The sequence below is a fragment of the Rhodococcus sp. Q1 genome (assembly GCF_004153645.1).
In the GTDB taxonomy this organism is placed as follows: Bacteria; Actinomycetota; Actinomycetes; order Mycobacteriales; family Mycobacteriaceae; genus Rhodococcus; species Rhodococcus gordoniae.
Genome location: NZ_SDMJ01000004.1, coordinates 218,542 through 243,902, shown reverse-complemented (window position 1 = coordinate 243,902; position 25,361 = coordinate 218,542). Strand labels below are relative to the sequence as shown.

The 25,361-nt window shown below is 67.6% G+C and carries 27 protein-coding genes and 1 tRNA gene; 17 read left to right on the top strand and 11 right to left on the bottom strand.

All coding sequences use genetic code 11. The annotated features are described in order from the left end of the window. Positions 1–22 precede the first annotated feature (22 nt). The 3 genes from EQ874_RS13410 (at position 23) to EQ874_RS13400 (ending at position 1,086) form a co-directional block, all read left to right on the top strand. Positions 23–472, top strand: a complete 450-nt coding sequence (locus tag EQ874_RS13410; RefSeq protein WP_129977074.1) for a DUF6325 family protein — start codon at positions 23–25, stop codon at positions 470–472. A 32-nt stretch (positions 473–504) separates the two neighbouring features. Then, entirely contained in the window at positions 505–795 is a 291-nt protein-coding gene (locus tag EQ874_RS13405; RefSeq protein ID WP_064064375.1) for an SHOCT domain-containing protein, read from the top strand. A gap of 126 nt (positions 796–921) precedes the next feature. Continuing rightward, positions 922–1,086 (top strand): hypothetical protein, encoded by a 165-nt coding sequence (locus EQ874_RS13400; RefSeq protein ID WP_242496758.1) that lies wholly within the window; start codon positions 922–924, stop codon positions 1,084–1,086. 92 nt (positions 1,087–1,178) lie between these two features. Here the strand turns inward: EQ874_RS13400 and EQ874_RS13395 are convergent, their stop codons facing one another. Next, positions 1,179–2,537, bottom strand: a complete 1,359-nt coding sequence (locus tag EQ874_RS13395) for an MFS transporter (RefSeq protein ID WP_242496757.1) — start codon at positions 2,535–2,537, stop codon at positions 1,179–1,181. A gap of 208 nt (positions 2,538–2,745) precedes the next feature. Between EQ874_RS13395 and EQ874_RS13390 the strand changes: the two genes are divergently transcribed. The 7 genes from EQ874_RS13390 to EQ874_RS13365 all read left to right on the top strand — a co-directional run bounded on the left by EQ874_RS13390 (position 2,746) and on the right by EQ874_RS13365 (position 9,435). Next, a complete protein-coding gene (locus EQ874_RS13390; protein ID WP_129977072.1) occupies positions 2,746–4,548 on the top strand; it encodes a glycoside hydrolase family 15 protein in 1,803 nt (600 codons plus the stop codon). A gap of 324 nt (positions 4,549–4,872) precedes the next feature. Further along, entirely contained in the window at positions 4,873–5,073 is a 201-nt protein-coding gene (locus EQ874_RS13385; protein ID WP_016933092.1) for a cold shock domain-containing protein, read from the top strand. A gap of 32 nt (positions 5,074–5,105) precedes the next feature. After that, positions 5,106–5,699: a helix-turn-helix domain-containing protein gene (locus EQ874_RS13380; protein ID WP_129977071.1), complete on the top strand. Its 594-nt coding sequence runs from the start codon at positions 5,106–5,108 to the stop codon at positions 5,697–5,699. Between the two features lie 446 nt (positions 5,700–6,145). Further along, a complete protein-coding gene (locus tag EQ874_RS13375) occupies positions 6,146–8,467 on the top strand; it encodes an ATP-dependent DNA ligase (protein WP_129977070.1) in 2,322 nt (773 codons plus the stop codon). A 197-nt stretch (positions 8,468–8,664) separates the two neighbouring features. Further along, positions 8,665–8,937 (top strand): LuxR C-terminal-related transcriptional regulator, encoded by a 273-nt coding sequence (locus tag EQ874_RS13370; protein ID WP_016933095.1) that lies wholly within the window; start codon positions 8,665–8,667, stop codon positions 8,935–8,937. Then, positions 8,934–9,095 carry a hypothetical protein gene (locus EQ874_RS22905; RefSeq protein WP_165369250.1) on the top strand — a complete coding sequence of 54 codons (162 nt, stop codon included), beginning with the start codon at positions 8,934–8,936 and terminating at the stop codon, positions 9,093–9,095. The genes EQ874_RS13370 and EQ874_RS22905 overlap by 4 nt, the downstream gene beginning before the upstream one ends. A gap of 10 nt (positions 9,096–9,105) precedes the next feature. Further along, positions 9,106–9,435 (top strand): YnfA family protein, encoded by a 330-nt coding sequence (locus EQ874_RS13365; RefSeq protein ID WP_016933097.1) that lies wholly within the window; start codon positions 9,106–9,108, stop codon positions 9,433–9,435. 42 nt (positions 9,436–9,477) lie between these two features. Here the strand turns inward: EQ874_RS13365 and EQ874_RS13360 are convergent, their stop codons facing one another. The 3 genes from EQ874_RS13360 to EQ874_RS13350 all read right to left on the bottom strand — a co-directional run bounded on the left by EQ874_RS13360 (position 9,478) and on the right by EQ874_RS13350 (position 11,838). Then, the gene (locus EQ874_RS13360) at positions 9,478–9,930 is read right to left on the bottom strand and encodes a hypothetical protein (protein WP_016933098.1); all 453 of its coding nucleotides are present in this window, start codon (positions 9,928–9,930) and stop codon (positions 9,478–9,480) included. Between the two features lie 95 nt (positions 9,931–10,025). After that, the gene (locus tag EQ874_RS13355; RefSeq protein ID WP_129977069.1) at positions 10,026–10,799 is read right to left on the bottom strand and encodes an amidohydrolase family protein; all 774 of its coding nucleotides are present in this window, start codon (positions 10,797–10,799) and stop codon (positions 10,026–10,028) included. Positions 10,800–10,854: 55 nt separating this feature from the next. Next, positions 10,855–11,838, bottom strand: a complete 984-nt coding sequence (locus tag EQ874_RS13350) for a WYL domain-containing protein (RefSeq protein WP_129977068.1) — start codon at positions 11,836–11,838, stop codon at positions 10,855–10,857. 99 nt (positions 11,839–11,937) lie between these two features. Between EQ874_RS13350 and EQ874_RS13345 the strand changes: the two genes are divergently transcribed. Next, on the top strand, positions 11,938–12,309 hold the full coding sequence (locus EQ874_RS13345; RefSeq protein ID WP_242496756.1) for a VOC family protein: 372 nt from the start codon (positions 11,938–11,940) through the stop codon (positions 12,307–12,309). A gap of 19 nt (positions 12,310–12,328) precedes the next feature. Here the strand turns inward: EQ874_RS13345 and EQ874_RS13340 are convergent, their stop codons facing one another. Beyond that, positions 12,329–13,144 carry a DUF5602 domain-containing protein gene (locus tag EQ874_RS13340; protein WP_129977066.1) on the bottom strand — a complete coding sequence of 272 codons (816 nt, stop codon included), beginning with the start codon at positions 13,142–13,144 and terminating at the stop codon, positions 12,329–12,331. 174 nt (positions 13,145–13,318) lie between these two features. Next, positions 13,319–13,394 (bottom strand) — tRNA-Arg (locus EQ874_RS13335). 235 nt (positions 13,395–13,629) lie between these two features. Here EQ874_RS13335 and EQ874_RS13330 point away from each other — a divergent pair. Both EQ874_RS13330 and EQ874_RS13325 read left to right on the top strand, forming a co-directional pair. Next, a complete protein-coding gene (locus EQ874_RS13330; protein WP_016933685.1) occupies positions 13,630–14,445 on the top strand; it encodes a M23 family metallopeptidase in 816 nt (271 codons plus the stop codon). 110 nt (positions 14,446–14,555) lie between these two features. Further along, positions 14,556–16,064, top strand: a complete 1,509-nt coding sequence (locus EQ874_RS13325; RefSeq protein WP_026003185.1) for a glutamate-cysteine ligase family protein — start codon at positions 14,556–14,558, stop codon at positions 16,062–16,064. Positions 16,065–16,070: 6 nt separating this feature from the next. On the opposite strand, the gene EQ874_RS13320 is transcribed toward EQ874_RS13325, so the two are convergent. From EQ874_RS13320 to EQ874_RS13310, 3 genes are all read right to left on the bottom strand, one after another. Next, on the bottom strand, positions 16,071–18,362 hold the full coding sequence (locus tag EQ874_RS13320) for a M28 family peptidase (protein ID WP_129977065.1): 2,292 nt from the start codon (positions 18,360–18,362) through the stop codon (positions 16,071–16,073). Positions 18,363–18,435: 73 nt separating this feature from the next. After that, a complete protein-coding gene (locus EQ874_RS13315) occupies positions 18,436–19,659 on the bottom strand; it encodes a globin domain-containing protein (RefSeq protein WP_016933682.1) in 1,224 nt (407 codons plus the stop codon). Between the two features lie 54 nt (positions 19,660–19,713). Then, on the bottom strand, positions 19,714–20,157 hold the full coding sequence (locus tag EQ874_RS13310; protein ID WP_016933681.1) for an Rrf2 family transcriptional regulator: 444 nt from the start codon (positions 20,155–20,157) through the stop codon (positions 19,714–19,716). Positions 20,158–20,303: 146 nt separating this feature from the next. On the opposite strand from EQ874_RS13310, the gene EQ874_RS13305 reads away from it, so the two are divergent. The 3 genes from EQ874_RS13305 to EQ874_RS13295 all read left to right on the top strand — a co-directional run bounded on the left by EQ874_RS13305 (position 20,304) and on the right by EQ874_RS13295 (position 23,263). After that, positions 20,304–21,212 carry a universal stress protein gene (locus EQ874_RS13305; RefSeq protein ID WP_129977064.1) on the top strand — a complete coding sequence of 303 codons (909 nt, stop codon included), beginning with the start codon at positions 20,304–20,306 and terminating at the stop codon, positions 21,210–21,212. Positions 21,213–21,285: 73 nt separating this feature from the next. Beyond that, entirely contained in the window at positions 21,286–22,326 is a 1,041-nt protein-coding gene (locus EQ874_RS13300; RefSeq protein WP_016933393.1) for an LLM class F420-dependent oxidoreductase, read from the top strand. Positions 22,327–22,351: 25 nt separating this feature from the next. After that, entirely contained in the window at positions 22,352–23,263 is a 912-nt protein-coding gene (locus EQ874_RS13295) for a universal stress protein (protein ID WP_129977063.1), read from the top strand. A gap of 47 nt (positions 23,264–23,310) precedes the next feature. Here EQ874_RS13295 and EQ874_RS13290 read toward each other — a convergent pair whose 3' ends face one another. Continuing rightward, positions 23,311–23,574, bottom strand: coding sequence for a hypothetical protein (locus EQ874_RS13290; protein ID WP_129977062.1), 264 nt, complete (start codon positions 23,572–23,574; stop codon positions 23,311–23,313). A 23-nt stretch (positions 23,575–23,597) separates the two neighbouring features. After that, positions 23,598–24,554 carry a nitroreductase family protein gene (locus EQ874_RS13285; RefSeq protein WP_165369249.1) on the bottom strand — a complete coding sequence of 319 codons (957 nt, stop codon included), beginning with the start codon at positions 24,552–24,554 and terminating at the stop codon, positions 23,598–23,600. 149 nt (positions 24,555–24,703) lie between these two features. Between EQ874_RS13285 and EQ874_RS13280 the strand changes: the two genes are divergently transcribed. Next, positions 24,704–25,351, top strand: a complete 648-nt coding sequence (locus EQ874_RS13280; protein ID WP_129977060.1) for a response regulator transcription factor — start codon at positions 24,704–24,706, stop codon at positions 25,349–25,351. Positions 25,352–25,361 lie beyond the last annotated feature (10 nt).

Genomic DNA, 25,361 nt, shown 5'->3' with positions numbered 1-25,361 from the left:
TTTCATCGAAACGAGGCTCCAGGTGACCGATCCGGATATCGACGAGATGGGCCCGGTCGACTATCTCGTCATCGAATTCCCCGCCGACCGACCGCCGAACGGCTCTGCTCTACCGCTGCTGCTCGATCTCGCCGAACGAGGCATCATCCGGGTGCTCGATCTCGCGTTCGTCCGCAAGGACACCGACGGTTCGGTGGCCGGGATCGACATCTCCGAGGTCGGACTCGAAGGAGAGGTCGACGTGACGCTGTTCGCGGAGGCCTCCTCGGGCCTGCTCGGCGACACCGACTTCGATGAAGCGGGGGCCGCGCTCGAACCGGGCTGCTCGGCCGCCGTCCTCGTCTACGAGAACACCTGGGCTGCTCCGCTGGCGCGAGCCCTGCGTCGAAACGGCGCCGAACTCGTCGCATCCGGGCGTATCCCGGTGCAGAGCATCCTGGCTTCGCTGGAGAAGCTCGATGTCGAAACGTGATTCGAGCGAACGAGATACGTGAGGAGATCATCATGCCGGGACTGCTTCGTGGGGTGGCTCGTACCGCAGTCGTAGCGGGGACTGCGACAGCCGTCTCCAATCGGGTCTCCCGCCGTCAGGGGGCGCGGTGGAGCGCGCAGGAACAAGCACAGTACGGCCGGCCCGAACAGTACGCACCCGAGCCCGCGCCGACCCCGGCGAGTCCGCCTCCGGGTGGGACGGACCGCATCGCGGCGCTGAAGGACCTCGCCGAATTGAAGGCGCAGGGCGTGCTCACCGAGGCCGAGTTCGAGAGGGAGAAGGCGAGGATCCTCGCATCCTGAGCACGAATCCGGCCTCCGCGTCGGGCGGGCGCGCCCCCGCTCCGACGCGACGACGGGTTCGACGGGACGAGCCTCATGGGCGACTGGAGGTGTACGGTACACCGGATCGACGAGCCGACCGAGTGCGTGGCGAGGCTGTCGCTGGTACTGGCGGACGAGCTCACCTCGGCGGAGGTGCAGGACCGCGCTCGTGTGCTGGCCCGCCAGTTCTTCGGACACGACGTCGATGTCGCTGACGTCGAACCGGAATACTGGTCGACGGGCACTCCCCGCCGCCCACCGTCGACGTGAAAGAACACCGTTCCCTCGATTTCCGCATCCGTTGGCGGTAAAGGTGTTTCATTATGGAAACACCGGATCTGCACGCCGGTGGTGCAGTGCGGTCAGCGTGCAGTGGAAGTAGCGCGTGAGGTGGTCGAGGGAAGGAATGCGGAGGCGGCGAGTCCGACGAGGCCGATGACCGCCAGGACGATCATCGCCAGCGCGTACGAACGATCCGGAGTGGCCAGGCCGACGACAAGGACGGTACCTGCCACCGCGGTGCCCAGGGACGAGCCCAGATTGGACACGCACCGCGACAGGCCCGAGATCTCGCCCTGCTGTTCCTCCGGAAAGGCCGACTGCACGACGTTCACCGAGGGTGTGAGCATCGCACCCAGGCCGATACCGATGAGCAACAGGCCCGGCGCGAACGCCCATGCACTGGTCCATGCACGCACCAGCAGGAGCAGAACGACGATTCCGGCGAGGGTGACGACGAACCCGCTCATGATGAGTGTGCGCTGTGAATGCCTGTCGGCCAATCGTTCCGCCAGCAGGGAGGCGCCGAGGATGCCGGCGGTGGCAGCGGTGAAGATGACACCCGTCTCGATCGCGTTGTAGCCGCGGACCACTTGCAGAAATGCCGAGACGACGAACGCGACGCCCATCAGCAGGAGCCACTGGATGTTCTGGGTGACGAGCGCGAGATTCGACGTGCGATTGTGGAACAACCGGGTCGACAGCAGCGGCACTCTGCCGGCCCGTTCGAATCTCCGTACGTGCAGGAAGAATCCCACGACGAGCAGGATTCCGATACCGATGAGTGTCGCCGACACCGAGAGTGCGTTGTCCGCCTGAAGGATTCCCATGACCATGCAGACGAGACCTGCGGCCGACAGCACGGCACCGATTCCGTCGAACGGTGTGGTCGGGTCCGGGGGCAGGGGATCATCGAGTCTTCTGCTCAGAAGAACGATGGCGGCGACGATCAGAGCCTGGAACACGAAGGCCGCCCGCCAGTCGATCGCGGTGGTGATCAACCCACCGATCAGCGGGCCTGCTGCGGCGCCTATCCCACCCATCCCCGTGATCACGCCGAAGGCCCGTGCCCGAGACTTCGTGTCGGTGAAGAGCATTGTCGTGAGGATGTACACGGGCGGGATCAGCAGGGCGGTGCCGATTCCTTCGAGAATCGAGTTGCCCACGATCAGGATGCCCAGGCCGGGTGCTGCCGCACTCATGAGCGCGCCTGCCCCGTACAGGACGAGGCCGGCGACGAAACATCGCTTGCGGCCCCATCGATCCGTCAGCTTCCCGCCCGGAATCATGAACGCCGCCATGACCAGAAGGAACACGGTGATCGCGGTCTGGACGCCCTGCACCGTGGTGTCCAGGTCGACGCTGATGTCGTTGATCATCACGTTCATGTTCGAACCTGCGAAGCTGCAGATGAACTGGGCGAGGGCGAGGGGCAGCAACATTCGCCGTATGGGGGCAGACGGTTCCGATGCCGGCTTCTCGATCATCTCGTGCTTTCCGTCGCGAAGGATGTCGCCGCACTTCTGCTCGTCATGATCCCCGCGGAAGTACTCGAGTGGCAGTGCCGAGTCGAAACCGTGACCTTGACCCCGCATCCGGGAACAGAGGACTATCGAAGGACTCGACTCCATTTCTCGCGGAGGTAACGGCATGCTTCTCGAGGACTACGGTTTCATCGGTGATCTGCAGACCTCCGCGCTGGTCGGGCGCAACGGCTCGATCGACTGGTTGTGCCTGCCCTCGTTCGACTCCGGTTCGTGCTTCGCGGCTCTGCTCGGCGGCCCGGAACACGGACGCTGGCTCGTCGCACCCGCAACGGAGCCCGTCGAGATCACCCGCCGCTACGTCGACGGCACCCTGGTGCTCGAGACCGATTTCGAGACGGCGGACGGTGCCGTCCGGGTGATCGACTTCATGCCTCGCCGCGGAGGGGGCCCGCCTCGGCTGATCCGCATCGTCGAAGGTCTGCGGGGCCGGGTACCGATGCGCATGCACCTGTCGTTGCGACCGGATTACGCTGCCGTCACGCCGTGGGTGGAGGCCGTGGCCGACGGTGCTGTTGCGACGGCCGGTCCCGATGCCTTCCATCTGTGTACGACGGTGCCCTTGGAAATCCGTGCAGGAAGCATCGAATCCGAATTCGTCGCCGTGGAGAGCGCCCGGTACCGATTCGGCCTGGACCGGCACGCATCCTTCGAACCGGCTCCCGTCGTCGAGGACGCCGAATCCGCGCTCGCGCGAACCGTGGAGTGGTGGCGCGACTGGACGGGACGATGCACCTACAGCGGGGCGTATCGCGAGGAGGTGATGCGGTCCCTGATCGTCCTCAAAGGGATGACCGACGAGACGACCGGTGCAATCGTGGCGGCCCCGACCACCTCACTGCCCGAAGCACTCGGCGGGGTACGCAATTGGGATTACCGATACTGCTGGTTGCGCGACTCGGTCCTGGCACTCGAAGCGCTGCTCGCAGGCGGGTACACCGGTGAGGCCTTGTCCTTCCGTGATTTCATGCTCCGGGCGGGAACGGGTGATCCGGCCGATGTGCAGATCATGTACGGCATCAGAGGAGAACGTCGACTGACCGAATTCGAGGTGGGACATCTTCCCGGCTACGAAGGTTCGGCACCCGTCCGGGTCGGGAACGCGGCCGCGGAACAGTTCCAGCTCGACGTGTACGGAGAAGTCCTCAGCGTCGCGTACAAGGGAGCCGAAGCGATCGGCAGGATCGAACCGCACATGTGGCCCAGGTGGCAGGCCGTCATCGAGCACGTGGAGAAGATCTGGCGTGATCCCGACGACGGGATCTGGGAAACGCGCGGTCCCCGCCGGGATTTCACACAGTCCAAGGTGATGGCCTGGGTCGTCTTCGATCGGGCGGTCCGGCTCGCGGAGACGTTCGGGCTCGAGGCTCCCGTCGAACGGTGGAAGCAGACCCGTGACGAGATCCACCGCGAGGTGTGTGAACGGGGATACGACCCGGTCCGCGGTACGTTCACACAGTACTACGGCTCCGCGGAACTCGATGCCAGCGTGTTGCTCATCCCGCTCGTCGGTTTCCTTCCCCCGACCGACGATCGGGTCACGTCGACGCTCGATGCGCTCCGGGACGAACTCGATCGCGACGGCTTCGTGTCGCGTTATTCCACGGCGAAGACCGATGACGGACTTCCCGGTGACGAAGGACAGTTCCTCGCCTGCTCGTTCTGGTTGGTGAGCGCGTTGGCCCTCAACGGCCGCGTCGACGACGCTCGTGCGTTGTTCGAGCGGTTGCTCGGACTCGCCAACGATCTCGGGTTGCTCGCGGAGGAGTACGACGTGCAGGCAGGGCGACAGGTGGGCAACTTCCCTCAGGCCTTCAGTCACCTCACCCTCGTCGGTGCGGCCTGCGCGATCACCGCTGCGGAACGGACCGGAGGGTCCGATGTGGTGAAGGAGGAGTCTGTCACCTGATCCGTCCTCGAACGGATTGTCGAGACGATCCGAATGACAAGTGCCCGTTGGGTATACATCGACAGACATGCGGTGTGTAGGTACACCGGTGGAGGCATCGGGTGCACCTCTCTACTTCCGGAAGTCCGGACTCGAACCAACCCCGTTGGCACGCAGATGAATCGGAAGAAATGGTACGAATGTCACCGATTCGGCGCGGGCGCTTCCCCCGGCCCCCCGAACAGGATTCAATGACAGGTGCAGAGGGACTGCCGGGAGCGCAGGGGATACGCTTCCGCATCGCTGCTCCGTCGGGAAATTCGCGAACGGTGGCAGGGGACGACAATGGAGCACGGAGTTGTGCTGTGGTTCGATGCCGGTCTGGGACACGGATTCATCCGTGACGACGACGGCACCGAAATCCTGGTGCATTATTCACAGATCGACGGGAGCGGTTACCGCTTTCTGACAAGTGGCCAGCGAGTACGGTTCGACGTGGGCTACGGAATCTTCGGCCGACAGGCGGTCGACGTGCACGTATGCTGACGTCTGGGCCGTCCGGACGGTGGGAACGGATCATGGACACACGTGCGAACGAGCTGGTGGGGGAGATCCACCTTTCTCCCTCCGAGGAGCAGGTGTGGGCCTCGCGGGCTGCAATCGAACGGGCGACGGGCGTGCTGATGGAACGATACGGCCTCGATGCCGGACAGGCGAAGGAATCGCTGCTTCGGGCCTCCCGCCGTGCCGCCGTACCGGCGGTGCAATTGGCGGAGGAGGTGCTCGTCTCCGGCCGGACGCATGAGCCGTCCTCGATTCGGGAAGTGCTGGACACCGCACCCGCGCCTGCGGCCCTGCAGAAGGCCGTCGCCTTCATCGAGGCCGAAGCGGCTCGCCCGATCAGACTGGCCGATATCGCCGCTGCCGCCGGCGTCGGAGGGCGCGCCCTGCAATACGATTTCGTGCGCCACCATCACACGACGCCCGTGCGGTACCTGCGTTCGGTACGACTCGAGCGGGCCCACCGTGATCTGCAGACCGCCGACCCGAACCGTGAGACGGTGGCCTCGATAGCGGCGCGCTGGGGCTTCTCGTCGCCCGGGCGGTTCGCGGCGCAATACCGGTCCGTCTACGGTCGATCCCCTCGCGTGACCGGCGCGGGAGGGTTGTGATCCGATCGGATTACCGACGAATCTCCGAGAAACGAATAGACTGCACCGGAAGCGAACAATGCGTCGCTGTCGAGACTGCCGACGGGGCGTGAGACTTCCGGCGCAGGGGGTCGGATGCGTCCACCTGCCCCGTCGGCAGTACCTCGAACATGCACATTCGATCCCGGCCGGGGCCATTCGGCGTATTCTCGGGATATCGATGATCGCCCGTCACCCCCTGCACGGACGATCACCGCCGCAGGGTGGATCCGATGTCGGCCACTCGGGCGATGCCGGACCCTGCCGCCCCATTCCCCTGCTCGGGCGACAGGGTTTCGGCGCTGTACAGCGTGCCTCACGCTGCTTCGAATCTGTCCGCCCGAAGCTTCGGCGTTCACGGACGTGCCGCCCCGATCATCCTCTTCGACACCGCACCCTGACGCGCCCGAATTGGCAGAATCCGAAGTATGCCGACCCGGACGATCGACGGTCACCGCATCACCCTGACCAACCTCGACAAGGTGCTGTATCCGAGCACCGGGACGACGAAGGGTGAGGTCGTCGAGTACTACGAAGCGATCGCCGAGGCGATGCTGCCCCACATCGCCGGCCGGGCCACGACCCGCAACCGGTGGCCGAACGGCGTCGGTGGACAGTCCTTCTTCGAGAAGAACCTTCCGGACCACGCACCGGCATGGATCGAGCGTCGCACTCTGCACCACAAGGACCGGCGGGTCACCTACCCGCTGTTCGATTCGGTCGCCGGACTGGTCTGGCTCGCACAACAGGCAGCCCTCGAACTCCACGTCCACCAGTGGCGTTTCGACGGGGAGAAGGCCGGACCCGCGACCCGCATCGTCTTCGATCTCGACCCCGGGCCCGGGGTGGGCCTGGCCGAGTGCGCGGAGGTCGCCCGCCACGTGCGCGACACCGTCTCAGAACTCGGGTGGGACGCCTATCCCGTGACCAGTGGCAGCAAGGGGATACACCTGTACGTTCCGCTCGACCGGGTGTTGTCCTCGGCGGGGGCGTCGAAGGTGGCGAAGCAGGTCGCGCGCAATCTCGAGACCACCCTTCCCGGCCTGGTGACCGCGACGATGGCGAAATCCGCGCGCGAAGGCAAGGTCTTCGTCGACTGGAGTCAGAACAACAGTTCCAAGACGACGGTGGCTCCGTACTCGCTGCGCGGTCGCGACGAGCCGTGGGTTGCAGCCCCGCGTAGCTGGGACGAACTCGACGATCCCGATCTCTCGCAACTGCAGTTCCGCGACGTGCTCGCTCGTATCGACGAGCTCGGGGACCTGCTCGCCGGACTGGATCCGCCGCTCGGCGGCGGCACTGCGTCCGGCGGCGACGCCCTGGACACCTACCGCGGCAAGCGCGACGCGGCGCACACCCCCGAACCCGTGCCCGACCGCGTCCCGGACGACGGTCCCGGCAACAGGTTCGTCATCCAGGAGCACCATGCGCGTCGCCTGCACTACGACCTGCGGCTCGAACGCGACGGTGTTCTGGCCTCCTGGGCGGTGCCGAAGAACCTGCCGGAGACCTCCGGGCGCAACAACCTGGCGGTACGGACCGAGGATCATCCCATCGAGTACCTGACCTTCCACGGGACGATCCCGAAGGGTGAATACGGTGCCGGCAGCATGACCGTGTGGGACACCGGCACCTACGACACCGAGAAGTGGCGGGACGACGAGGTGATCGTCCGTTTCCACGGCGAGCGGATCGAGGGACGGTACGCGCTGATCCGCACCGAGAAGAACCAGTGGCTCGCGCATCGCATGAAAGACCAGGCGGAGCCGATCCCCGAGCCTTCGTCCGACGGCGGGCCGTCGGGGTCGAAGGTCTTCCCGCACGACCTGGCGCCGATGCTCGCGACCCCCGGTGACGTCTCGGATCTCGACGCCGAACACTGGGCGTTCGAAGGCAAATGGGACGGATACCGCGCGATCGCGGAGATCGAGGACGGCACGGTGAGGCTCCGCAGTAGATCCGGACGCGATGTCACCGGCGACTATCCGAAGCTCGTCGAACTCGCGACGATCCTCGACGGTCACCGGGCGGTGCTCGACGGGGAGATCGTCGCGGTGGACCGTTCCGGCGTGACGAGTTTCTCGATGCTGCAGCGCGGCGTGAACTACGAGTACCGCGTGTTCGATGTGCTGTATCTCGACGGGGTCTCGCTGCTGCGCAAGACCTACGACGATCGCCGCCGGGTCCTCGAGGCGCTCGCCGCCGCGACGGACGGACTGATCGTCCCCGATCTGCTCCCGGGTGACGGACCCGACGCTCTCGACCGCAGCCGGGCGAAGAACTGGGAGGGCGTGGTCGCGAAGCGCCGTGACTCCGTATACCTGCCGGGCAAACGCGGAGCGGGGTGGATCAAGTCCAAGAACTGGCTCACCCAGACCGTCGTGCTCGGAGGATATCGGCGCGGCCGCGGCAATCGCGCCTCCACCTTCGGATCCCTGTTGCTCGGCGTCTACGACGACGGCGAGTTCGTCTACGTCGGCAAGGTGGGGACCGGTTTCGACGCCGAGACCCTTCTGTCGGTGGCGAAGACCATGAAGGGGCACACGAGTCGTACGAACCCGTTCGCGAACGAGGTGCCGGCCGCCGAACGCCGCGATGCGGTGTGGCTGCGGCCCGAACTCGTGGGGGAAGTGCGGTTCGGGGGATGGACGGAAGGAGACCGTGTGCGGCACGCGAGCTGGCGCGGTCTGCGCGACGACGTCGACGCGTCGAGCGTGGTGCGAGAAGAGGAAGCAGGCGCCGGCTCCTGACATCGACGTATCGAGCTCGGGCGCGACGGCCGGCGGATCGGTTGAGCGGTCGAAGTACCGATGCCCGTATTCTGTCGGGCAGAAAGAGATCGGTATGGGTGATTGTCGCCTTCAACCGTTACGTTGTATCCACTCGAAACGGTGTTCGTCGGGGGACCCGGCTCGATCCCATGTATTCATCTCGGTAGGGACGCGCTATGACGACGATGCTCGGACATTCCCCGGCTCAGGAGCCTGCACCACAGAAGCCCGCACTCTCGGCTCGCGAGATCGAGATCCTACGGGCCTGGTTGCTCTGCGAGTCCAAGGCAGAGGCGGCTGCGAGCCTGTTCGTCACCGCAGCCACGGTCAGCACCCACATCGTCCGCATTCGCGAGAAGTATGCGCGGGTCGGACGTAGGGCGACCACGAAGACCGCACTGCTCGCCCGCGCCCTGCAGGACGGTGTGATCTCCATCGACGAACTGTGACCCGCCGGCTTCTCACCGGGCAGGGCGGACACACGACGGAAGCCACGAGTGCGGCGAATGCCACGCGTCGACGGGGCGTGGACGTGGTGATGCTCGACGATCACGGCATGGACGAGCGCGTGCGCGGCACCGAGTCGGGTGCGGTGCCGCAGGACTAGAGTTCCTCGTGTGACCGTGCTGAAGTCGTTGCTGCTGTTCGCCGTTGCCGCCCTGTTCGAGATCGGTGGTGCGTGGCTGGTGTGGCAGGGCGTGCGCGAGCACCGCGGCTGGATCTGGATGGGGCTGGGCGTGATCGCGCTCGGCGCTTACGGTTTCGTCGCCACGCTCCAGCCCGACGCGAACTTCGGGCGCATCCTCGCCGCGTACGGCGGGGTGTTCGTGGCCGGTTCGTTGGTGTGGGGCATGGTGATGGACGGCTTCCGGCCGGATCGATGGGATGTCGCGGGCGCGCTCGTCTGCCTCGTGGGCGTCGCCATCATCATGTATTCACCTCGGTGACGGGGCATCCGGTGCGGGCGGCGCCGGATGCCTCTCCCGATGTCACGGCACTACGACGCCTCCGGCTGCGGGGGTCGAGTTGCACAGCGGTCCACTGCCGAGATTCACCGAGCCGAACACCGTGGCCACGACTTCACCCGGTCCGGTGTCGACCAGCGCCGACAGGTTCGGGTACGCACCGCCCAGATCGACGATGCCGGTACGGCCGGTGGTGCGATTGAGCCATGCGACGCTGACCTGGCCTGCTGCCGGGACCGGCCACAGCGCTTCCCGCGTGGAGAACAACACGTGTCCGCCGGGAATGCCGGCGTCCGGTCCGGGTTGCGCCGCGACCGAGGTCAACGACGCGAGGCTGCCCTGATTGATGCAGCCGATGGTGATCGCCGTGCCCAGCGGCTGAGGGGGTGCAGCGGTCGCCGCACCGGTGAATGCGATTGCGGCAGCGAGGGGAGCCGCCAGGGCGAGAATTCGACGTGCACTTCGCAGTGCAGGCATGGTGCTGCTCCTCGGAAAAAGGGACGTCACGTCCGGGAGCCGACCGCGGCGAGGAATACCGCGGCGCGTCCCGCGCACCGATGACGAGCGTGAGTCTATCGAGACACCGAAGTTCCTGGAGCGGTTTCGGTCTCGATCCGGTACAGCCCGGAAGCATTGCGGCGCAATACCGCGTCGGCGAGGTCGTCACCGAGCACGTCCTCGACGAGGGCGATGTCGGTGTCCCGGAACGGTCGTGGTGCCCGTGTCGACGGCAGATCGGTGCCGAACACGAGGGCAGCGGGATTCGCATCGGCGAGGGCCCGCAGCGCGTCGGCCACCGCGAAGTCGACGCGCCCGAACCCCGTGGCCTTCACGCGGACACCACTGTCCACCAGGCGCAACAGTGACGGCAGGCCGTCCCGCGACAATCCCAGATGATCGATCGACACCGCGGGTAGCGCCGCGATCGTCGAGTGCACATCGGCCAGATCGCGGGCATCGATGTACAACTCGGCGTGCCAGCCGACGAGATCGTGGACCCGGCGGGCGAGCCGGTCGAGTTCGGAGAGGGTCGCCGACCCGCCGCGGCGGACGTTGAATCGCACCGCCCGCACGCCCGCCGCGTCGAGCCGCACGATCTCGTGGTCCGAAGCGGTGACCGGCAGGTGCACGACACCCACGAAGGACGGACCGAGCCGGTCGAGCGCGTCGAGGAGGAAACTGTGATCGAAGGCCTGGAACGACGCCGACACCACCGCTCCTCCGGTGACGCCCAGATGCGCGACCCGCGCGAGATAGTCGTCGACGGTGAACGGTTCGGGTAGATACCCGTCGTTCTCGACGAGGGGGAAGCGCGGATCGATGATGTGCAGGTGCGCGTCGAACATCTCCCCACGATAGGAATCGCCCCGCAGCCGGGACAGGTTTCGGATCATCGGGAGTTCACGGGCGGCGACGATGCGCGGTATGACGGCGGAGGAGCGACTCGGCCAGTCCTGCCACGAGGTCCCGTGCCTCGGGTGGCCCGACGATCTCGATGTGCTCGCCGAACTGCAGCAGTTGCCGCACACCGTCGATCGAGTCGTAGGCCACCGTGATCCGCGAAACGGCCGGTCGCGGCCCTGCGGTGCTCCCGCGCAGGCGGGCACCGAGGATGCGCCGTGCGAGGTCGAGACGGCTCGTCGCGAGATCGGCGGTGACGACGACGTCCTCGCGTCGTTCGAGCGCGTCGCCGAGTTCGCGTGCCAGGGCGGGCAGGGTCCGGCCGGGGGACAGGCGGCGCGGCCGGTCGAGCACTTTCCACGCACTCAGGCGGGTGAGTGCGAACAGTCGTGGTCGCCCCCGATCGTCGGCCACGAGATACCAACGGCCGGCGCGGGAGAGCACACCGTACGGATCGACGACGATCTCGCGTTCGTCGCGGTGCCCGCTCGAGCGGTAGGTGATCGCGAGTCGTCGTCCGCGTCGCAGGTCGCGGGTGAGCGCAGCGACATCGGCCCGGTCCTCGGCGGCGAACCATCCCCGGTTGTCGACGGTGACCACCTCGGTCAGCGGCAGCAGGTCGTTCTCGCGTGCGCTGGACGGCGTGCGCCGGCCGCGCGCGGTGAGCTTGTGGACGGCGTCGCGTGCGGTGGCGTCGACACCGAGTTGCCGGGCCCGGCCCATGTCGAGACCCAGGGCGCGCAGGACGTCCACCTCGGACGCGGTGAGCCGGTTCAGGTCGGTCTGCCGACCGGGGAGCATCACGATGCCGCCGTACCTACCGCGTTCGGCGACCACCGGAAGATCCGCAGCAGCAAGCGTTTCCACATCGCGCAACACGGTGCGCCCGGAGACGCCGAATTCCTCCGCGAGTTCGGCGGCCGTGACCCGTCTGCGGGCCTGCAGGACGACCAGCATGCTCAGCAACCGCTGCGGCCGGTTCACGGAATGTTCGCTCTCCTTTCGAAAACACGACAGGAACTGTCGGGTTTCGGTGCCACGGTAGTCCCCGAAGCCTTCACCGCCTACCGGAAGGGGATGTCGATGACCGTGTCGTCGCCCAACCTGTTCCTGATCTACGTGACCGACGTCGAACGTGCGACCCGCTTCTACAGCGACCTGTTCGACATGACCCCGCAGATGACGACCCCGCGCTACGTCTCCTTCGAAGTGGCGCCGGAAGTGCTGTTCGCGCTGTGGTCGGGTCGTGCCGAGACCGTGGATGCGAACGCGTCGCGGTTCTCGGAGGTGGGCCTGATGGTGCCGGGCTCGGCAGCCGCCGTCGATGCGATCTACGACGAGTGGGCCGGCAAGGGGGTGACGGTCGTGGAGGCACCTCGCGACGAGGTGTTCGGGCGGACATTCGTGGTGTCGGACCCGGACGGCAACCTCATCCGCGTCTCCCCGCTGGACTGAGCCCGCTCGACCGGCCGATCTACGACGCCTCGCGCATCGTGAGCCCGCCGAGTTCGACCGTGTACGTCTGCGACGCCTCGTCCCACCACACGGAGTAGGTGGTGGGGTACAGACCCGCGCGCTGGTAGGCCTCGGGCTGGGGAAGGGGCTCGTGGATCGCAGGCCGGGACGCGAGCCACTCCCGGCTCATCATGGGTTCGATGAACGCCTGCCGGCCGTCCCACGAGCCGTAGAGCACCGTCTCGGTGAAGTGGTGTTCCGCAGCGGAATCGTGCCCGGTCTCGGTGGTGTCCACCCAGTGCAGTCCCATACCTGCGACCGTCGAGGTCAGCGGATCTCCGGACGGTGCGTACCCCTTCGGGAGGTAGCGCGGGTCGGGCACGCGGGCAGCAGCGGGGATGTAGCCGGGAGCGAAGGGATGGATCGACTCCACCGTCGGCCTGTCCAGCAGATAGAAGTGGACGTCGAAATGCGGGACGTCGAAGCCGTGCTGGGGGTCGTGGCCGTGCGAGTTCCAGTCGATCGTGACGTGGTCGAAGGCCGTGGCGGCCGCCTCCTCGGGCAACTCGAGCACGTAGGCCTCGGTGACCGGCAGCAGCGCGGCGGGCAGGTCGTCGAGTGCGCCCGTGTCGAGTCGGACCCCGATGGTGGCCGGCGTGCCCTCCTCGTCGACGGTGACGTACGTGCGGGCGTTGCCCGCGCCGACCGGATGGGCCGGTCCTTCGACGAGGCCGGAGACGCCTCCGGCCCCTGCGGGGGCGGGAGTGACGAACAATCCGAGGACCGCCGCCGAGACGATCACGGCGAGGTGTGAGGCGCGAGGCCGAATGTCCATGTGAGGTCCTCGATTTCCGTCTCCAGCGGCATCGTTCTGGATGCTAACCGTCGTGCGGACGGCGGAGGACGGACTAGATCGAACCGTGATGCGGGGGCTTCGGGCGGTCGGCGGTGATCCCGGAAGGTCGCGAAACCGGCGGTGCCCGATGCTCGGGACCCGAGTGGTGTCGGATGGTGCCCCCGGCAGGATTCGAACCTGCGACACCCGCTTTAGGAGAGCGGTGCTCTATCCCCTGAGCTACGGAGGCGTCCGGCCGGGCGGAGCCGACCTTTGCGCGTTGTGAGTGTAGCCGCCGGGCCGCTGCCGTAACCAAGCGCCCGCTCCCGGGCCTCGCCGGAGGGAGCATACGACCTGCAGGTTCCCGCCGATTGAGATCAAGGAAAGGTAACTCTGGCCTTTCCCTATATCGTTTTGTTACCTTGGGTCGCCAGGAACGGCCGGGGGATACCCGGTCGAAGTCGGGACGAAACAAGGGACACACTGTGGGACGCCATCAGCGCACACGCGAAGACGTAGCATTCGACCTCGAACCGATTCGCGTGCCGTCCTCCGGCAAGGGTCGCCACCGTGTCGAGCCCACCGGGACGTCCGCGCCGGTCAAGGCCGCCACCGTCGCCGCAGCCACGGGTGCATTCTTCGCCGTGGGCTCGCAGATCGGCGCCGGTACTGCAGCCGCGCATCCCGGCCACGACCACGTCCAGGCCGAGGCTCCCTCTCTTCCCTTCGAGCTTCCTGCGGGTCTGCTGCCCGAGGGTGTCGAGATCCCGGCGATTCCCGGTGTCACCACCCCGGCCGAGCAGGGTGCGCCCGAGCTCCCCGCCGAGGTCACCGACTTCCTCGATCAGTTCTCGGGTCCCGGCTGGCTCGACCAGCTCAACCCGGCTGCACCTTCCGCTGTCCAGCCCGTCTCCGGCACCCTCACCTCCGACTGGGGTCCGCGCTGGGGTACGCACCACGGCGGCATCGACATCGCAGCGCCGATCGGCACGCCCATCAAGTCCGCCGCCGACGGCACCGTTCTCGACGCCGGGCCGGCTTCCGGCTTCGGTCAGTGGGTCCGCGTCCTCAACGACGACGGCACCACCGCCGTCTACGGTCACGTGAGCACCTACCAGGTTTCCGCCGGGCAGCGGGTCAACGCCGGCCAGCAGATCGCGACCGTCGGCAACGAGGGCTGGTCCACCGGCCCGCACCTGCACTTCGAGGTGTGGGACACCGCCGGCACCAAGATCAACCCCAATGCGTGGCTGAGCGATCGCGGTGTGGTCACCGACTGGGGCGGATACCGCGCCGTCTGATCTCACCGGGTCGTCCGATCCGACCCGACGGCGAGTCGTCCGATCCCACCCGACCGAGAGTCGCGCGCTAGGCTTGGCTCGACCGACTGCACGCCGACCCGGGGGTTCCATTGGGAGCTGAGATATCTGCTCGTTCGTTCACCGGGGAAGACCGGCGGATGTTCCGCAGCAAGGTTCGCGACTGCATGAAGGCGCTCGAGCGGATGCTCCGGGAGGACGTCTTCGTCGATGTGCACTCGTCGCCCGAACCTCATCTCGGCATGGAGATCGAGTTCAACCTCGTCCGCGACGACATGTCGCCCGCGATGTCGAACCTCGAGGTACTGCAGGCGATCGACGACCATGCGGTCTTCCAGACCGAACTCGGCCAGTTCAACGTCGAGATGAACGTCGAACCGCGGCGCCTCACGGGCGACGAACCGTTCGAACTCGAGGATTCGCTGCGTTCGTCGCTGCGCCGTGCCGACGATCGGATGCACCGGCACGACGCGCAGTTGGTGATGATCGGCATGCTGCCGACGCTCGAACTCGACGATCTCGAACTGGGTCGCATCACTGCCAATCCCCGCTACGAAGCGCTCAACGACCAGATCTTCGCGGCACGCGGTGAGGACATCGAACTCGATCTCGACGGCGTGCCCCTCCCCGGCAGCGATGTCGTGGAAACCCTTCGCGCGGATATGAACTCGGTGGTCCCTGAAGCTGCCTGCACGTCCCTGCAGTTGCATCTGCGGGTCGCGCCGGAGGATTTCGCGACCCATTGGAATGCTGCCCAGTGCCTGGCGGGAGCCCAGGTCGCGCTCGCGGCGAACTCACCCTTCCTCGCCGGTAAGGCGCTGTGGCACGAAAGTCGGATCCCGCTGTTCGCGCAGGCCACCGATACACGTCCGCTCGAACTGCGGAACCAGGGTGTCCGTCCCCGGGTGTGGTTCGGCGAGCGGTGGATCGACTCCGCCCTCGACCTGTTCGAGGAGAATTCCCGCTACTTCACGGCGCTCCTGCCGGAGATCTCGGACGTCGATCCGATGGCCGAACTCGACGCCGGCCGGGTTCCCGAGCTGCGCGAACTGCAGATGCACAACGGCACCATCTACCGGTGGAACCGCCCCGTCTACGACATCAGCGACGGCCATCCACACCTGCGTGTCGAGAACCGTGTGCTCCCGGCGGGTCCGACCGTTCTCGACACGATGGCCAACGCCGCCTTCTACTACGGGACGCTGCGCGCTCTGGCCGATGCCGACGAGCCGCTCTGGCGCGACCTCAGCTTCGACGCCGCGGAACGCAATCTGGTCCTGGGCGCGAAGTTCGGGCTCGACGCGAAGCTGTACTGGCCGCGGACCGGATGGGTCGGCGCCGACGAACTCGTTCTACGGTGCCTGTTGCCGCTCGCGCACAAGGGTCTCGACGCCTACGGGTTGTCGTCGGCGGTCCGGGATCGTTACCTCGGGATCGTCGAACGGCGTGCCTCGAGTCGGCAGACCGGTGCGGCATGGCAACGCCGACAGGTGGCCCGGCGCGAGGCCGCCGGGGAGGATCGGCGCGTGGCGCTCCTGGGGATGATGCAGGACTACGTGCAGAACATGCGGACCGGCACGCCCGTTCACGAGTGGGAGTGACATCCCCTACAAGCGCAAGGTCCGTGTCACGGCCACCGTCGGTTGCACGATGACACGGTCGGTGGGCGGTACGAATCCGGGTACGACGCCGAGATCGTCACCGAGATCGACCACCCGGACACCGAGATGGTTCTCGCGCATGCTCAGCGTCAGATCCACCTCGATCCCGTCGGGGCCTGGAGCCCAGAACAGGAAACCGAATCTGTCGGACGGTTCGGCGCGGAAACCGTCCACCGTTGCGCCGTGGACGTGGGCCGTCGTGCTGTCGATCCACAATCCGACGGCCTGGGCGTCCCGCGGTGAGGTCAGCCGCAGCCGGATCTCCCGCGCGCTCCCGCCGATCGTGTCCTCGAGGATCTCGACCTCGGGCGCTTCGAGATCGGCGACCGGGGCGGGCCCGCGATACATCGGACGGTCCTCCCGCCACGGGAACGCGGCGGGAAGCGGTTCGGGACCGCTGGTGAGCAAATCTCGGCTCCAGTCGGAGCGCGGACCGTCGGGCGACCCCCACACTGCGGCGCCCCGGTCGGCGTCGAGCGAGTACCAGAGGTATTCCTGCCGGGGATCGGTCGCTCCGTCCCGGTTGAGGTGACCGGCCAGCAGCGTGCACACCACGACGAGCACCACGGTGCCCGTCGCGCAGGTCACGAACCCCCGCGTGGTCGCCGGGAGCGGCTCGCACAGCGGGAGCACCGCGGCGAAGACGAATGCGACGAACAGACCGGCCACCGGTGCCCCGTACAGAAGGCCCGCGTCGAACGACACCAGCACGGCGGGCAGACCGAAGATCAGGGACCCGAGCGCGCCCAGCGTCGTCGCGACGAGCGGCCACACCGTGTCGCGCTGCGGGAGCAACAGCGCCACCAGCAGCCCCAGCACCGACGGCAACGTGAGCACCGACAGTGTCAGCGGCACACCGGGGAAGGGGATACCGATCAGCGAAAGTATCGCGACGAGCACGAATGCTCCGCACGTGAGGGCGGCCACCGGACGACCGCGGCCCCACCACGATCGGATGACGACCAGTACGCCGAGGGCTGCGACGACCGCGGTGAACTGGAAGACGCCGGGCCGGTAGGGCTCGTCGGCGACCGGTGCGGCCATGCCCGGATCGAGGATCTGCGCGACCCACCACGGCAACCATGCTGCCCCCGCGGCGAGCGCGGCGGCGAGCAGGGACACGGCGACGGCGGTGCCGACCTGCCAGGCCGACGTCTCACCGCGGCGCACGCGCAGGGCGACGAGCGCCGCCACGACACCGCCGAGGAGGACCGATCCGACGATCTCGGCCCAGCGCGGCATGTGGAGAAGTCCCCACGGCGCGGTGGTCACCACCTGGGCTCCGCCGTCGTCGACGGCCGTGAGATCGGACGCGGCGAGTGCGCGGGCGGTCGCGAGGGAAGTCTCGCCCATGTGTTGCAGCGACGTCCGGCTGAGACGGTCGGGGGTGTCGAGAGGGCTGTGGTAGTACGCCGATCCCGCCGAGATCGCGGTGTCGAGGGCGTGATGGCCGCTCTCGGCGAAACGACGGAAATCGGTGTCGTTCGGCAGCGCTTCGAAGATCAGCTCGGTGAGGGAATCCGCATGCGCTCCGGGCGCTCCGGCCAGGTTGTCGATCAGGACGCCGTTGGGAGAGGTGATCCGGAAGGTGGTCGGCGTGCCCGCGTTCCCGCGGGCCTCGTGATTGAGGACGACGACGGGTCCCGCTCGCACGGACTGTGTGCCGACGAACCGGTGGGCGCCGAGCAGGCCGTTCTCCTCGCCGTCGGTGAGCAGCACGACGACGTCGTTCCGCGGGGGAGGTCCGGCGTCGATCGCGCGTGCGGCCTCCAGGACCGTACCGACGCCGATCCCGTCGTCGCCGGCGCCGGGAGAGCCCCGGACCGTGTCGTAATGCGCGACGAGCATGACGGTGCCGGTGGGATCGGTACCGTCCAGGGTCGCCGTGATGTTCTGCACGCGGGCACCGCGTTGGGTCGCCTCCTCGGGCCGTGCCATCCATCCGACGCCGGAGTCGACGCGGGTGGTCCAGCCGAGTTCGTCGAGGACGCCCACGAGGTGGTCGCGGGCAGCGGTGTGGGCGGTCGAGCCGAGCGGACGTGGGGCCGTCGCGATCGCGTCGATGTGTTCGCCGGCGCGGGCGGCGCTGAAGACGTCGGCGGGGGCGTCGGTTCCGAGCGGTTCGCCGGAGCCGGGGACCAGGGCGACGAGGCCGGCCACGACCAGTACGCCGAGCAGTGCGAGTACGTGGCCGAAGCGGGACGGGGCCGGGTGGCGAACAACCGCGGCGGAGTCCATGGGTGCAGCCTAGTCGCGACTGCAGCGGTGCCCCGGCAGACTCGGCCGGGGCACCGCGATCGGATCGGCCGGATCAGGAGGCAGGCGCCCAGCTGTCGGGTCCGAACACCTCGTAGTGGATGTTCTCCGCCGGAACGTTGCGCTCGATCAGGGCTTCGCGCAGCGAGAGCATGAACGGCAGCGGGCCGCACAGGTAGGCCTGGGTCTTCGGATCGAGCGGCAGATCCGAGATGTCGGCGCGTCCGATGCGGACGGTCTCGAGCGGCTCGCGGTTGCCGAGATCCTCGTACCAGCGGTACAGCTGGGCCGAAGGAATCTTCTCGGCGAGGGTCTCGAGTTCGCGGCGGTGGGCGTGGCTCGCGACGGAGCGGTCGGCGTGGAGGACCGCGACGGGACGCTCGTCGCCGACGCCGGCGAGGTGATCGAGCATGCCGATCATCGGGGTGCAGCCGATGCCGGCCGACGCCAGCAGGATCGGGGTCTCGTCCTCGGTGAGGACGAGATCGCCGAAGGGAGTGGTGACCTGAAGTTCGTCGCCTTCGAAGACGTTGTTGTACAGGAAGTTCGATACTTCGCCGGCGGGGAGCACGGTGCCGTCGGTTGCGGTGGTCTGCAGCACCCGCTTGACGGTGATCCGCCAGTCGCCCTTGGCAGGTGCGCTCGACAGGCTGTACTGACGGATCTGCCGGGCGCCGTCGGGGAGATGGACGCCGACCGAGAGGTACTGGCCCGGGCGGAAGGTGGGCAGCGGGGAGCCGTCGAGTGAGGTGAGGACGAACGAGACGGTGTCGGCGGACTGGTGCACGCGGTCGGCGACGCGGACGGTGCGCCAGACGTCGCCGGTCTCGACACCCGCGGCCCGGTACAGATCGGCCTCCATCGAGATGAGAGTGTCGGCCATCAGCCAGTACAGCTCGTCCCATGCCTTCGCGACCTCGGGCGTGACCGCGTCTCCGAGGATTTCGACGATCGCCTCGAAGAGGTGCTTGTGGACGATCCAGTATTCGTCGGGCTTGATGCCGAGCGAGGCGTGCTTGTGGGCGATGCGGGACAGGATCGCCTCGACACGTGCGGGATCGGGATCGAGCTGGAGCGTCGCGAAGGCCGCGATGGATCCGGCGAGGGCCTTCTGCTGCTCACCCTGCTTCTGGTTGCCGCGGTTGAACAGGTCGCGTTCGAGTTCGGGGTGGGCGGCGAACATCTTGCTGTAGAACAGCGGGGTGATGTCGCCGATGGCGGCTCCCACCGCCGGAAGGGTCGCGGCGATGACGTCCTTGGATTCGGGTGAGAGCGGCATGGTGTGTCTCCTCGTGTGTGTCGTGACGGGCTGCACCGGCGGCCTCGCCGTGGGTCAGCGGCCGGTGGGTGGTTCGAGGGTGAGCAGGACAGGGCCGGCGTCAGGGGTCGCCAGGTCGGCGATCGTGACGTCGTCGAGAGCGGCGTAGAAGGCGTCCTGTGCGGCACGCAGCTTCGAGCGCAGGTTGCAGCCGTGACGCAGGGGGCACGGCTTCGCTCCTTCGCACTCGACGACTTCTTCTTCACCTTCGAGGGCTCGGGTGAGCCATCCGAGGCTCGCCGTGCGGCCGAGTTCGGTGATGGCCAGGCCTCCGCCGCGTCCGCGGCGGGTGGTGACCACTCCGAGCTCGCCGAGCCGGGCGACGACCTTCGTCGTATGTGCGTACGACAAGTCGAGCTGGTCTGCAATCGTTCTGGTACCGGGCATACTCCCCGCCGGGCCGGCGACGAGATGCATCACAACTCTCAGTCCGAGATCGGTGAACCGGGTGAGTTGCATGGCCCTACGCTAGTAAATTCGCATCCGCGATGACAATTTTATGTGACGCATATCGCTGTCGATGGAATGCATTGCAACCGAAGGAATCTCGACACGATGACCAAAGTCCGTATCCGGGCGTACCGGATCCGGCTAGCCTCACGGATGTGAAACCTCTCGGTGAAGCACCCCGCGACCACAACCACGTGACCGTCGGTGCGGACGGTTCCCCGGCCTCCGAGCGCGCGGTGAGGTGGGCTGCCGCCACCGCGGCCGGCCGGAAGATCCCACTGCACCTCGTCCACGCGGTGGACTTCGCGCCGTCGGGCTGGACGAAACTTCCCTTCTTCCGCCCCTCGCAGGTCTTCGAGTGGAGCGAGGCCGAGGCCCAGGCACTCCTGAAGGAGGCTGCAGAGACCGCCGAGGCGGTGGCGCCGGACCTCGAGATCACCGCCGAGCTCGCCCTCACCGGAAGCGCCAAGTGGCTCGTCGAACTGTCCCGCACGTCGCGCATGATCGTCCTCGGGGCCACCGGCGGCACCAAGCTGGGGGAGGCGTTCCTCGGTTCCACCCCGGTCTCCGTCGCCGGTCATGCCGAATGCCCGGTCGTCGTGGTGCGGGGACCGGAAGGGCCCGTCCCCGACGAGCGACCCGTCGTCGTCGGCGTGGACGGCAGCCCCGCGAGCCGCCGGGCGGTCGATCTGGCGTTCGAGGAGGCATCCTGGCGCAGGGTCGACCTCGTCGCCGTCCACGTCTGGAGCGACCTGAAGGTCGGGGAGATCGACGAGTCGCCCCTCGACTTCGATCCCCGTGCGTTCGAGGAGTACGAGCACTCCCTGCTGTCCGAGTGTCTCGCGGGCTACGGCGAGCGCTATCCGGACGTGACGGTCCACCGGAAGGTCTACGTCGACGGCCCCCGCGCCCATCTGCAGTCCTGGAGCGAGAAAGCCCAGCTCGTCGTGGTAGGGACCCGCGGCAGGGGCGGCTTCAAGGGGATGGTGCTCGGTTCTACCGGAAACGCGCTCATGCGCGAGGCGCGCTGCCCGGTGATGGTGGTGCGACCGGTCACCTCCTGACGGCGGTAGTGTGCGGGGCACGTGGACGATCGCGCCCCCGAACGGGGGTGTGCAGCAGGGACGAAGGTGGCGCATGCGCATCGGGATGGGACTGAACTACAGCGGAGGTTTCGCGGAGACCGCGGCGGAGGTGGCCGACCTGGAGAAGGCCGGCCTCGACATCGTGTTCGTACCCGAGGCCTATTCGTTCGACGCGGTGAGCCAGCTCGGCTATCTGGCGGCGAAGACCTCCCGGGTCGAACTCGCCTCCGGCATCCTCCAGTTGTTCACCCGGACACCCACGCTCACCGCCATGACGGCGGCCGGTCTGGACTTCGTCTCCGACGGCCGATTCGTGCTCGGTATCGGCGCGTCGGGCCCTCAGGTCATCGAAGGTTTCCACGGCGTTCCCTACAACGCGCCGCTGGGTCGCACCCGCGAGATCGTCGACATCTGCCGGCAGGTGTGGCGCCGCGAGAAGGTGGACCACCAGGGCAAGTACTACCAGATCCCGCTGCCCGAAGACCGCGGCACCGGACTCGGCAAGCCGCTGAAGATCATCAACAAGCCTGTGCGCGAACGTATCCCGATCATCATCGCGTCGCTCGGCCCGAAGAACGTCGAGATGACCGCCGAGATCGCCGAGGGTTGGCAGCCGCTGTTCTACTACCCGGAGAAGGCCGCCGACGTGTGGGGCGAATCGATCGCGAAGGGCAAGGCCAAGCGCGATCCCGCACTCGGCGACCTGCAGATCTACGCGCAGACCCCGCTCGCCATCGGCGACGACGTCGACCACATGCTCGACTGGGTCCGGCCCATGGTCGCGCTGTACGTCGGCGGCATGGGCGCCAAGGGCAAGAACTTCTACAACGACCTCGCCATCCGGTACGGCTACGCGAAGGAAGCCGAGACCATCCAGGAGCTGTACCTGGCCGGCAAGAAGGACGAGGCGGCCGCAGCGGTGCCCCTCGAACTGCTCCGCTCGATCTCCCTGATCGGCCCGGAGGGCTTCGTGCGCGAACGCATCGCGGCCTTCGCGGAAGCCGGGGTCACCACCCTCAACGTCACCCCGTTCGCGGCCGACACCGCCGGGCGTGTGCGACTGATCGAGCAGCTGCGGCAGATCTGCGGCTGACCCACCGAGAAAGGTTCCGCGTGCGATGACCGAGAACAAGCCGATCGTCGTGGCCGTCGACGGATCCGACGCGTCCACCACCGCGGTGAGCTGGGCGGCACGGGCGGCGGCGATCCGCGGCCTGCCGTTGCGCATCGTCACCGTCGTGCACATCCCCGCCTTCTACTACTCCGAGCCCTACCTCGCGCAGAGCTTCCACGAGGAGATGAAGGCAACCGCTCGCGACCGCCTCGACAGCGCGGCCGCGCTCGCCCGGCAGATCATCGACGAGAACCGCCACGGGAACGTCGAGGTCACCACCGCGCAGCTCGAAGGCAAGGTCGTTCCCACGCTCATCGCCGAGGCCGACCACGCGGATCGGCTCGTCGTCGGCTCACGCGGCCTCGGTGAGGTGAAGGGTCTGCTCGCCGGGTCGGTCTCCACGGCGGTCGTCTCGCACGCGAAGGCACCAGTCGTGGTGGTGCGGGGTCGTACGCTCGACGGCGCTCCGCCGGCGGAAGGGCCCGTCGTGGTCGGTGTCGACGGATCGGTCTCGTGCCGCGACGCGGTGGAGGTCGCGTTCGAGGAGGCATCCGCGCGCGGTGCGACGCTCGTTGCGGTGAACGTGTGGAGCGACGTGAGCGTGCAACCGTCGCTCGGGGCCGTCCCCGACGACCCGCACTGGAGCCGGATCCAGACCGGTGAGGAGGTCGTGCTCGCCGAGCGCCTCGCCGGTTTTCACGAGCGGTATCCGGACGTCGCCGTCGAACGTGTCGTCGCGCGCGACCGGCCGGTGCGGGTGCTCAGCGAATATGCCGAAGCGGCACAGCTTCTCGTGGTCGGAACCCGCGGCCGCGGCGGATTCAAGGGACTGCTGCTCGGGTCCACCAGCAACGCGCTGATCCAGACCGCCGACTGCCCGGTCCTCGTCGTGCGTTCGACCGAGACCGAGGACTGATCCGGATGGGGCGTCGGCCGTAGTCGTCGACGCCCCCGACCGAGGCGTCAGCCGAAGTCGTCGACGCCACCTTCGCGCAGTTCCCGCCATGCGTCGGCCGGGTGTACGCCGCGGCTGACCGCCCCGTTCTCGATGAGCACTCCGAGCATCTGCGAGAGCAGGAACGCGACGTCCTCGAGGCGTCCGCTCTCGTAGCGGGCGGTCAGCCAGCCCGAGACGTTGCCGGCCTTGGCGGCCTGCGCCATGTCCAGGGCCGTGCGGAACAACTCGCGGGTCGGATCGTCGACCGGCTGCTCGGTCGGTGCACTCATCGTCGCTTCACTCTCCCGTTTCTTCAGAAACCCACACGCAGGACGACCAGGGGAACGACCGTCAGGTCGAGCATCTCGGCCAGGCGCGACCCGGCGTCCTCCACCCGCAGGGGATGCGTCAGTACCGATGCCGACAATCGCGCGTCGATCGCCGCCAGCCAGCACCGTTCGACGGCCGCGCCCACCCGGATCAGATCGGCCGGTGAGGTCGACGGTGCGGAGAACAGCAGCACCGACTCGCGCGCGATCGCCGATGCCAGCGCATCGACGTCCGGGATCCCTGTCGTGACCAGGGCTTCGCCCGCCGCGCCCTTCCCGTCGAGGGTCGCACTCCACGTGGTGACCACCTCGGAGTTGCCGCGCGGCTGCCAGTGGGAGGTCCACGAGAACATCTCGCGCTGATAGTGCGGATGACGTCGGCAGGCCTCCGCCGCATACGCGAGCACCTGGGCCAGGGCGACGGCCTCGTCGTCCGCGAGCAGGCGCACGTCCACATCTGCGATCTCGCCGGCCACGGCGATGATGTCGGCGAGCGTCTCTGTCGGCACCGGGATGTCGGTGAACGATGTGCGGTGGCTGCGCCGGTGCGAGATCGCCGCATACAACCGCAGGTCGCGACCGGCCGGGGTGCCCGGTCCGAGCGTCTCGATGCGCGCGACGAGCTCCGGACGCTGCGGATCGGGCAGCACAGTGGTGCGCAATCTGTTTCCGAGGACCCGGATCGCGAGTTCGAGGTTGGTGAGGGCCGCGCCGCACGAGATCAGCCGGTCGACACGCAGCGGGTCCGGGCCCGGCTCGGCGAATTCGAGGCGTTCCTCGAGCTCGGCGCTGTGATCGGGCAGGCGCAGATTCCATGGTTGCGTGTCGTGCACGGAGGGTGCTTCCACCACCGCACGTGCGATGATCTCGGTGTCACCGAGCGACCAGGTTCCGGCATCGACTGTCACGACATCCTCCTCGTCGGCTCGTTCGTCCCACATGTTCACCTCTACGTTCAGCGTCTCCCGAGCAGCGTCCGCGGGGGAGGGGGAGAAGGTCCTGATATGGATGTCGAACGGCCCCGCGGACGTGGGTATCGCGGTACAGCTGGGACAATGACCGGAAAGCCTGCCAACGAAAGGTGCCCGAGATGACCCGCGTGTTCCTCGTCGACGATCACGAAATCGTGCGGCGCGGCCTGGTGGATCTGCTGAGCAGCGTGCCGGACTTCACCGTCGTCGGTGAGGCCGCCTCGGTGGGTGAGTCCCTGGCTCGCGTACCCGACAGCGGCGCCGACGTCGTGGTGCTCGACGTGCGACTTCCCGACGGCAACGGTGTCGAACTGTGCCGCGAGCTGCGTACCCGCATGCCGGATCTGCGCGCTCTGATGCTCACCTCGTACGCCGATGACGAAGCACTCTTCGACGCGATCATGGCAGGCGCCTCCGGGTTCGTGCTCAAGCAGATCCTCGGAACCGACCTCGTCTCGGCGATCCGCACCGTCGGAGAAGGCGGCTCGCTGCTGGACAGCCGTGCCACCGCCGCGCTCATGGACCGGATCCGGGCGTCGCGGACGGCCGATCCGCTCGCCGAACTGTCGGAGCAGGAGCGCGCCGTCTTCGAACTCATCGGTGAGGGCCTGACCAACCGGGAGATCGCCGAACGGTTGTTCCTCGCGGAGAAGACCGTGAAGAACTACGTCTCGAGGCTCCTGGCGAAGCTCGGCATGCAGCGACGCACCCAGGCGGCGGTGCTCGCCACCGAACTGCGCAACGAGCGCGGCAAGCCGTCGTCCTAGGCGCGAGGGA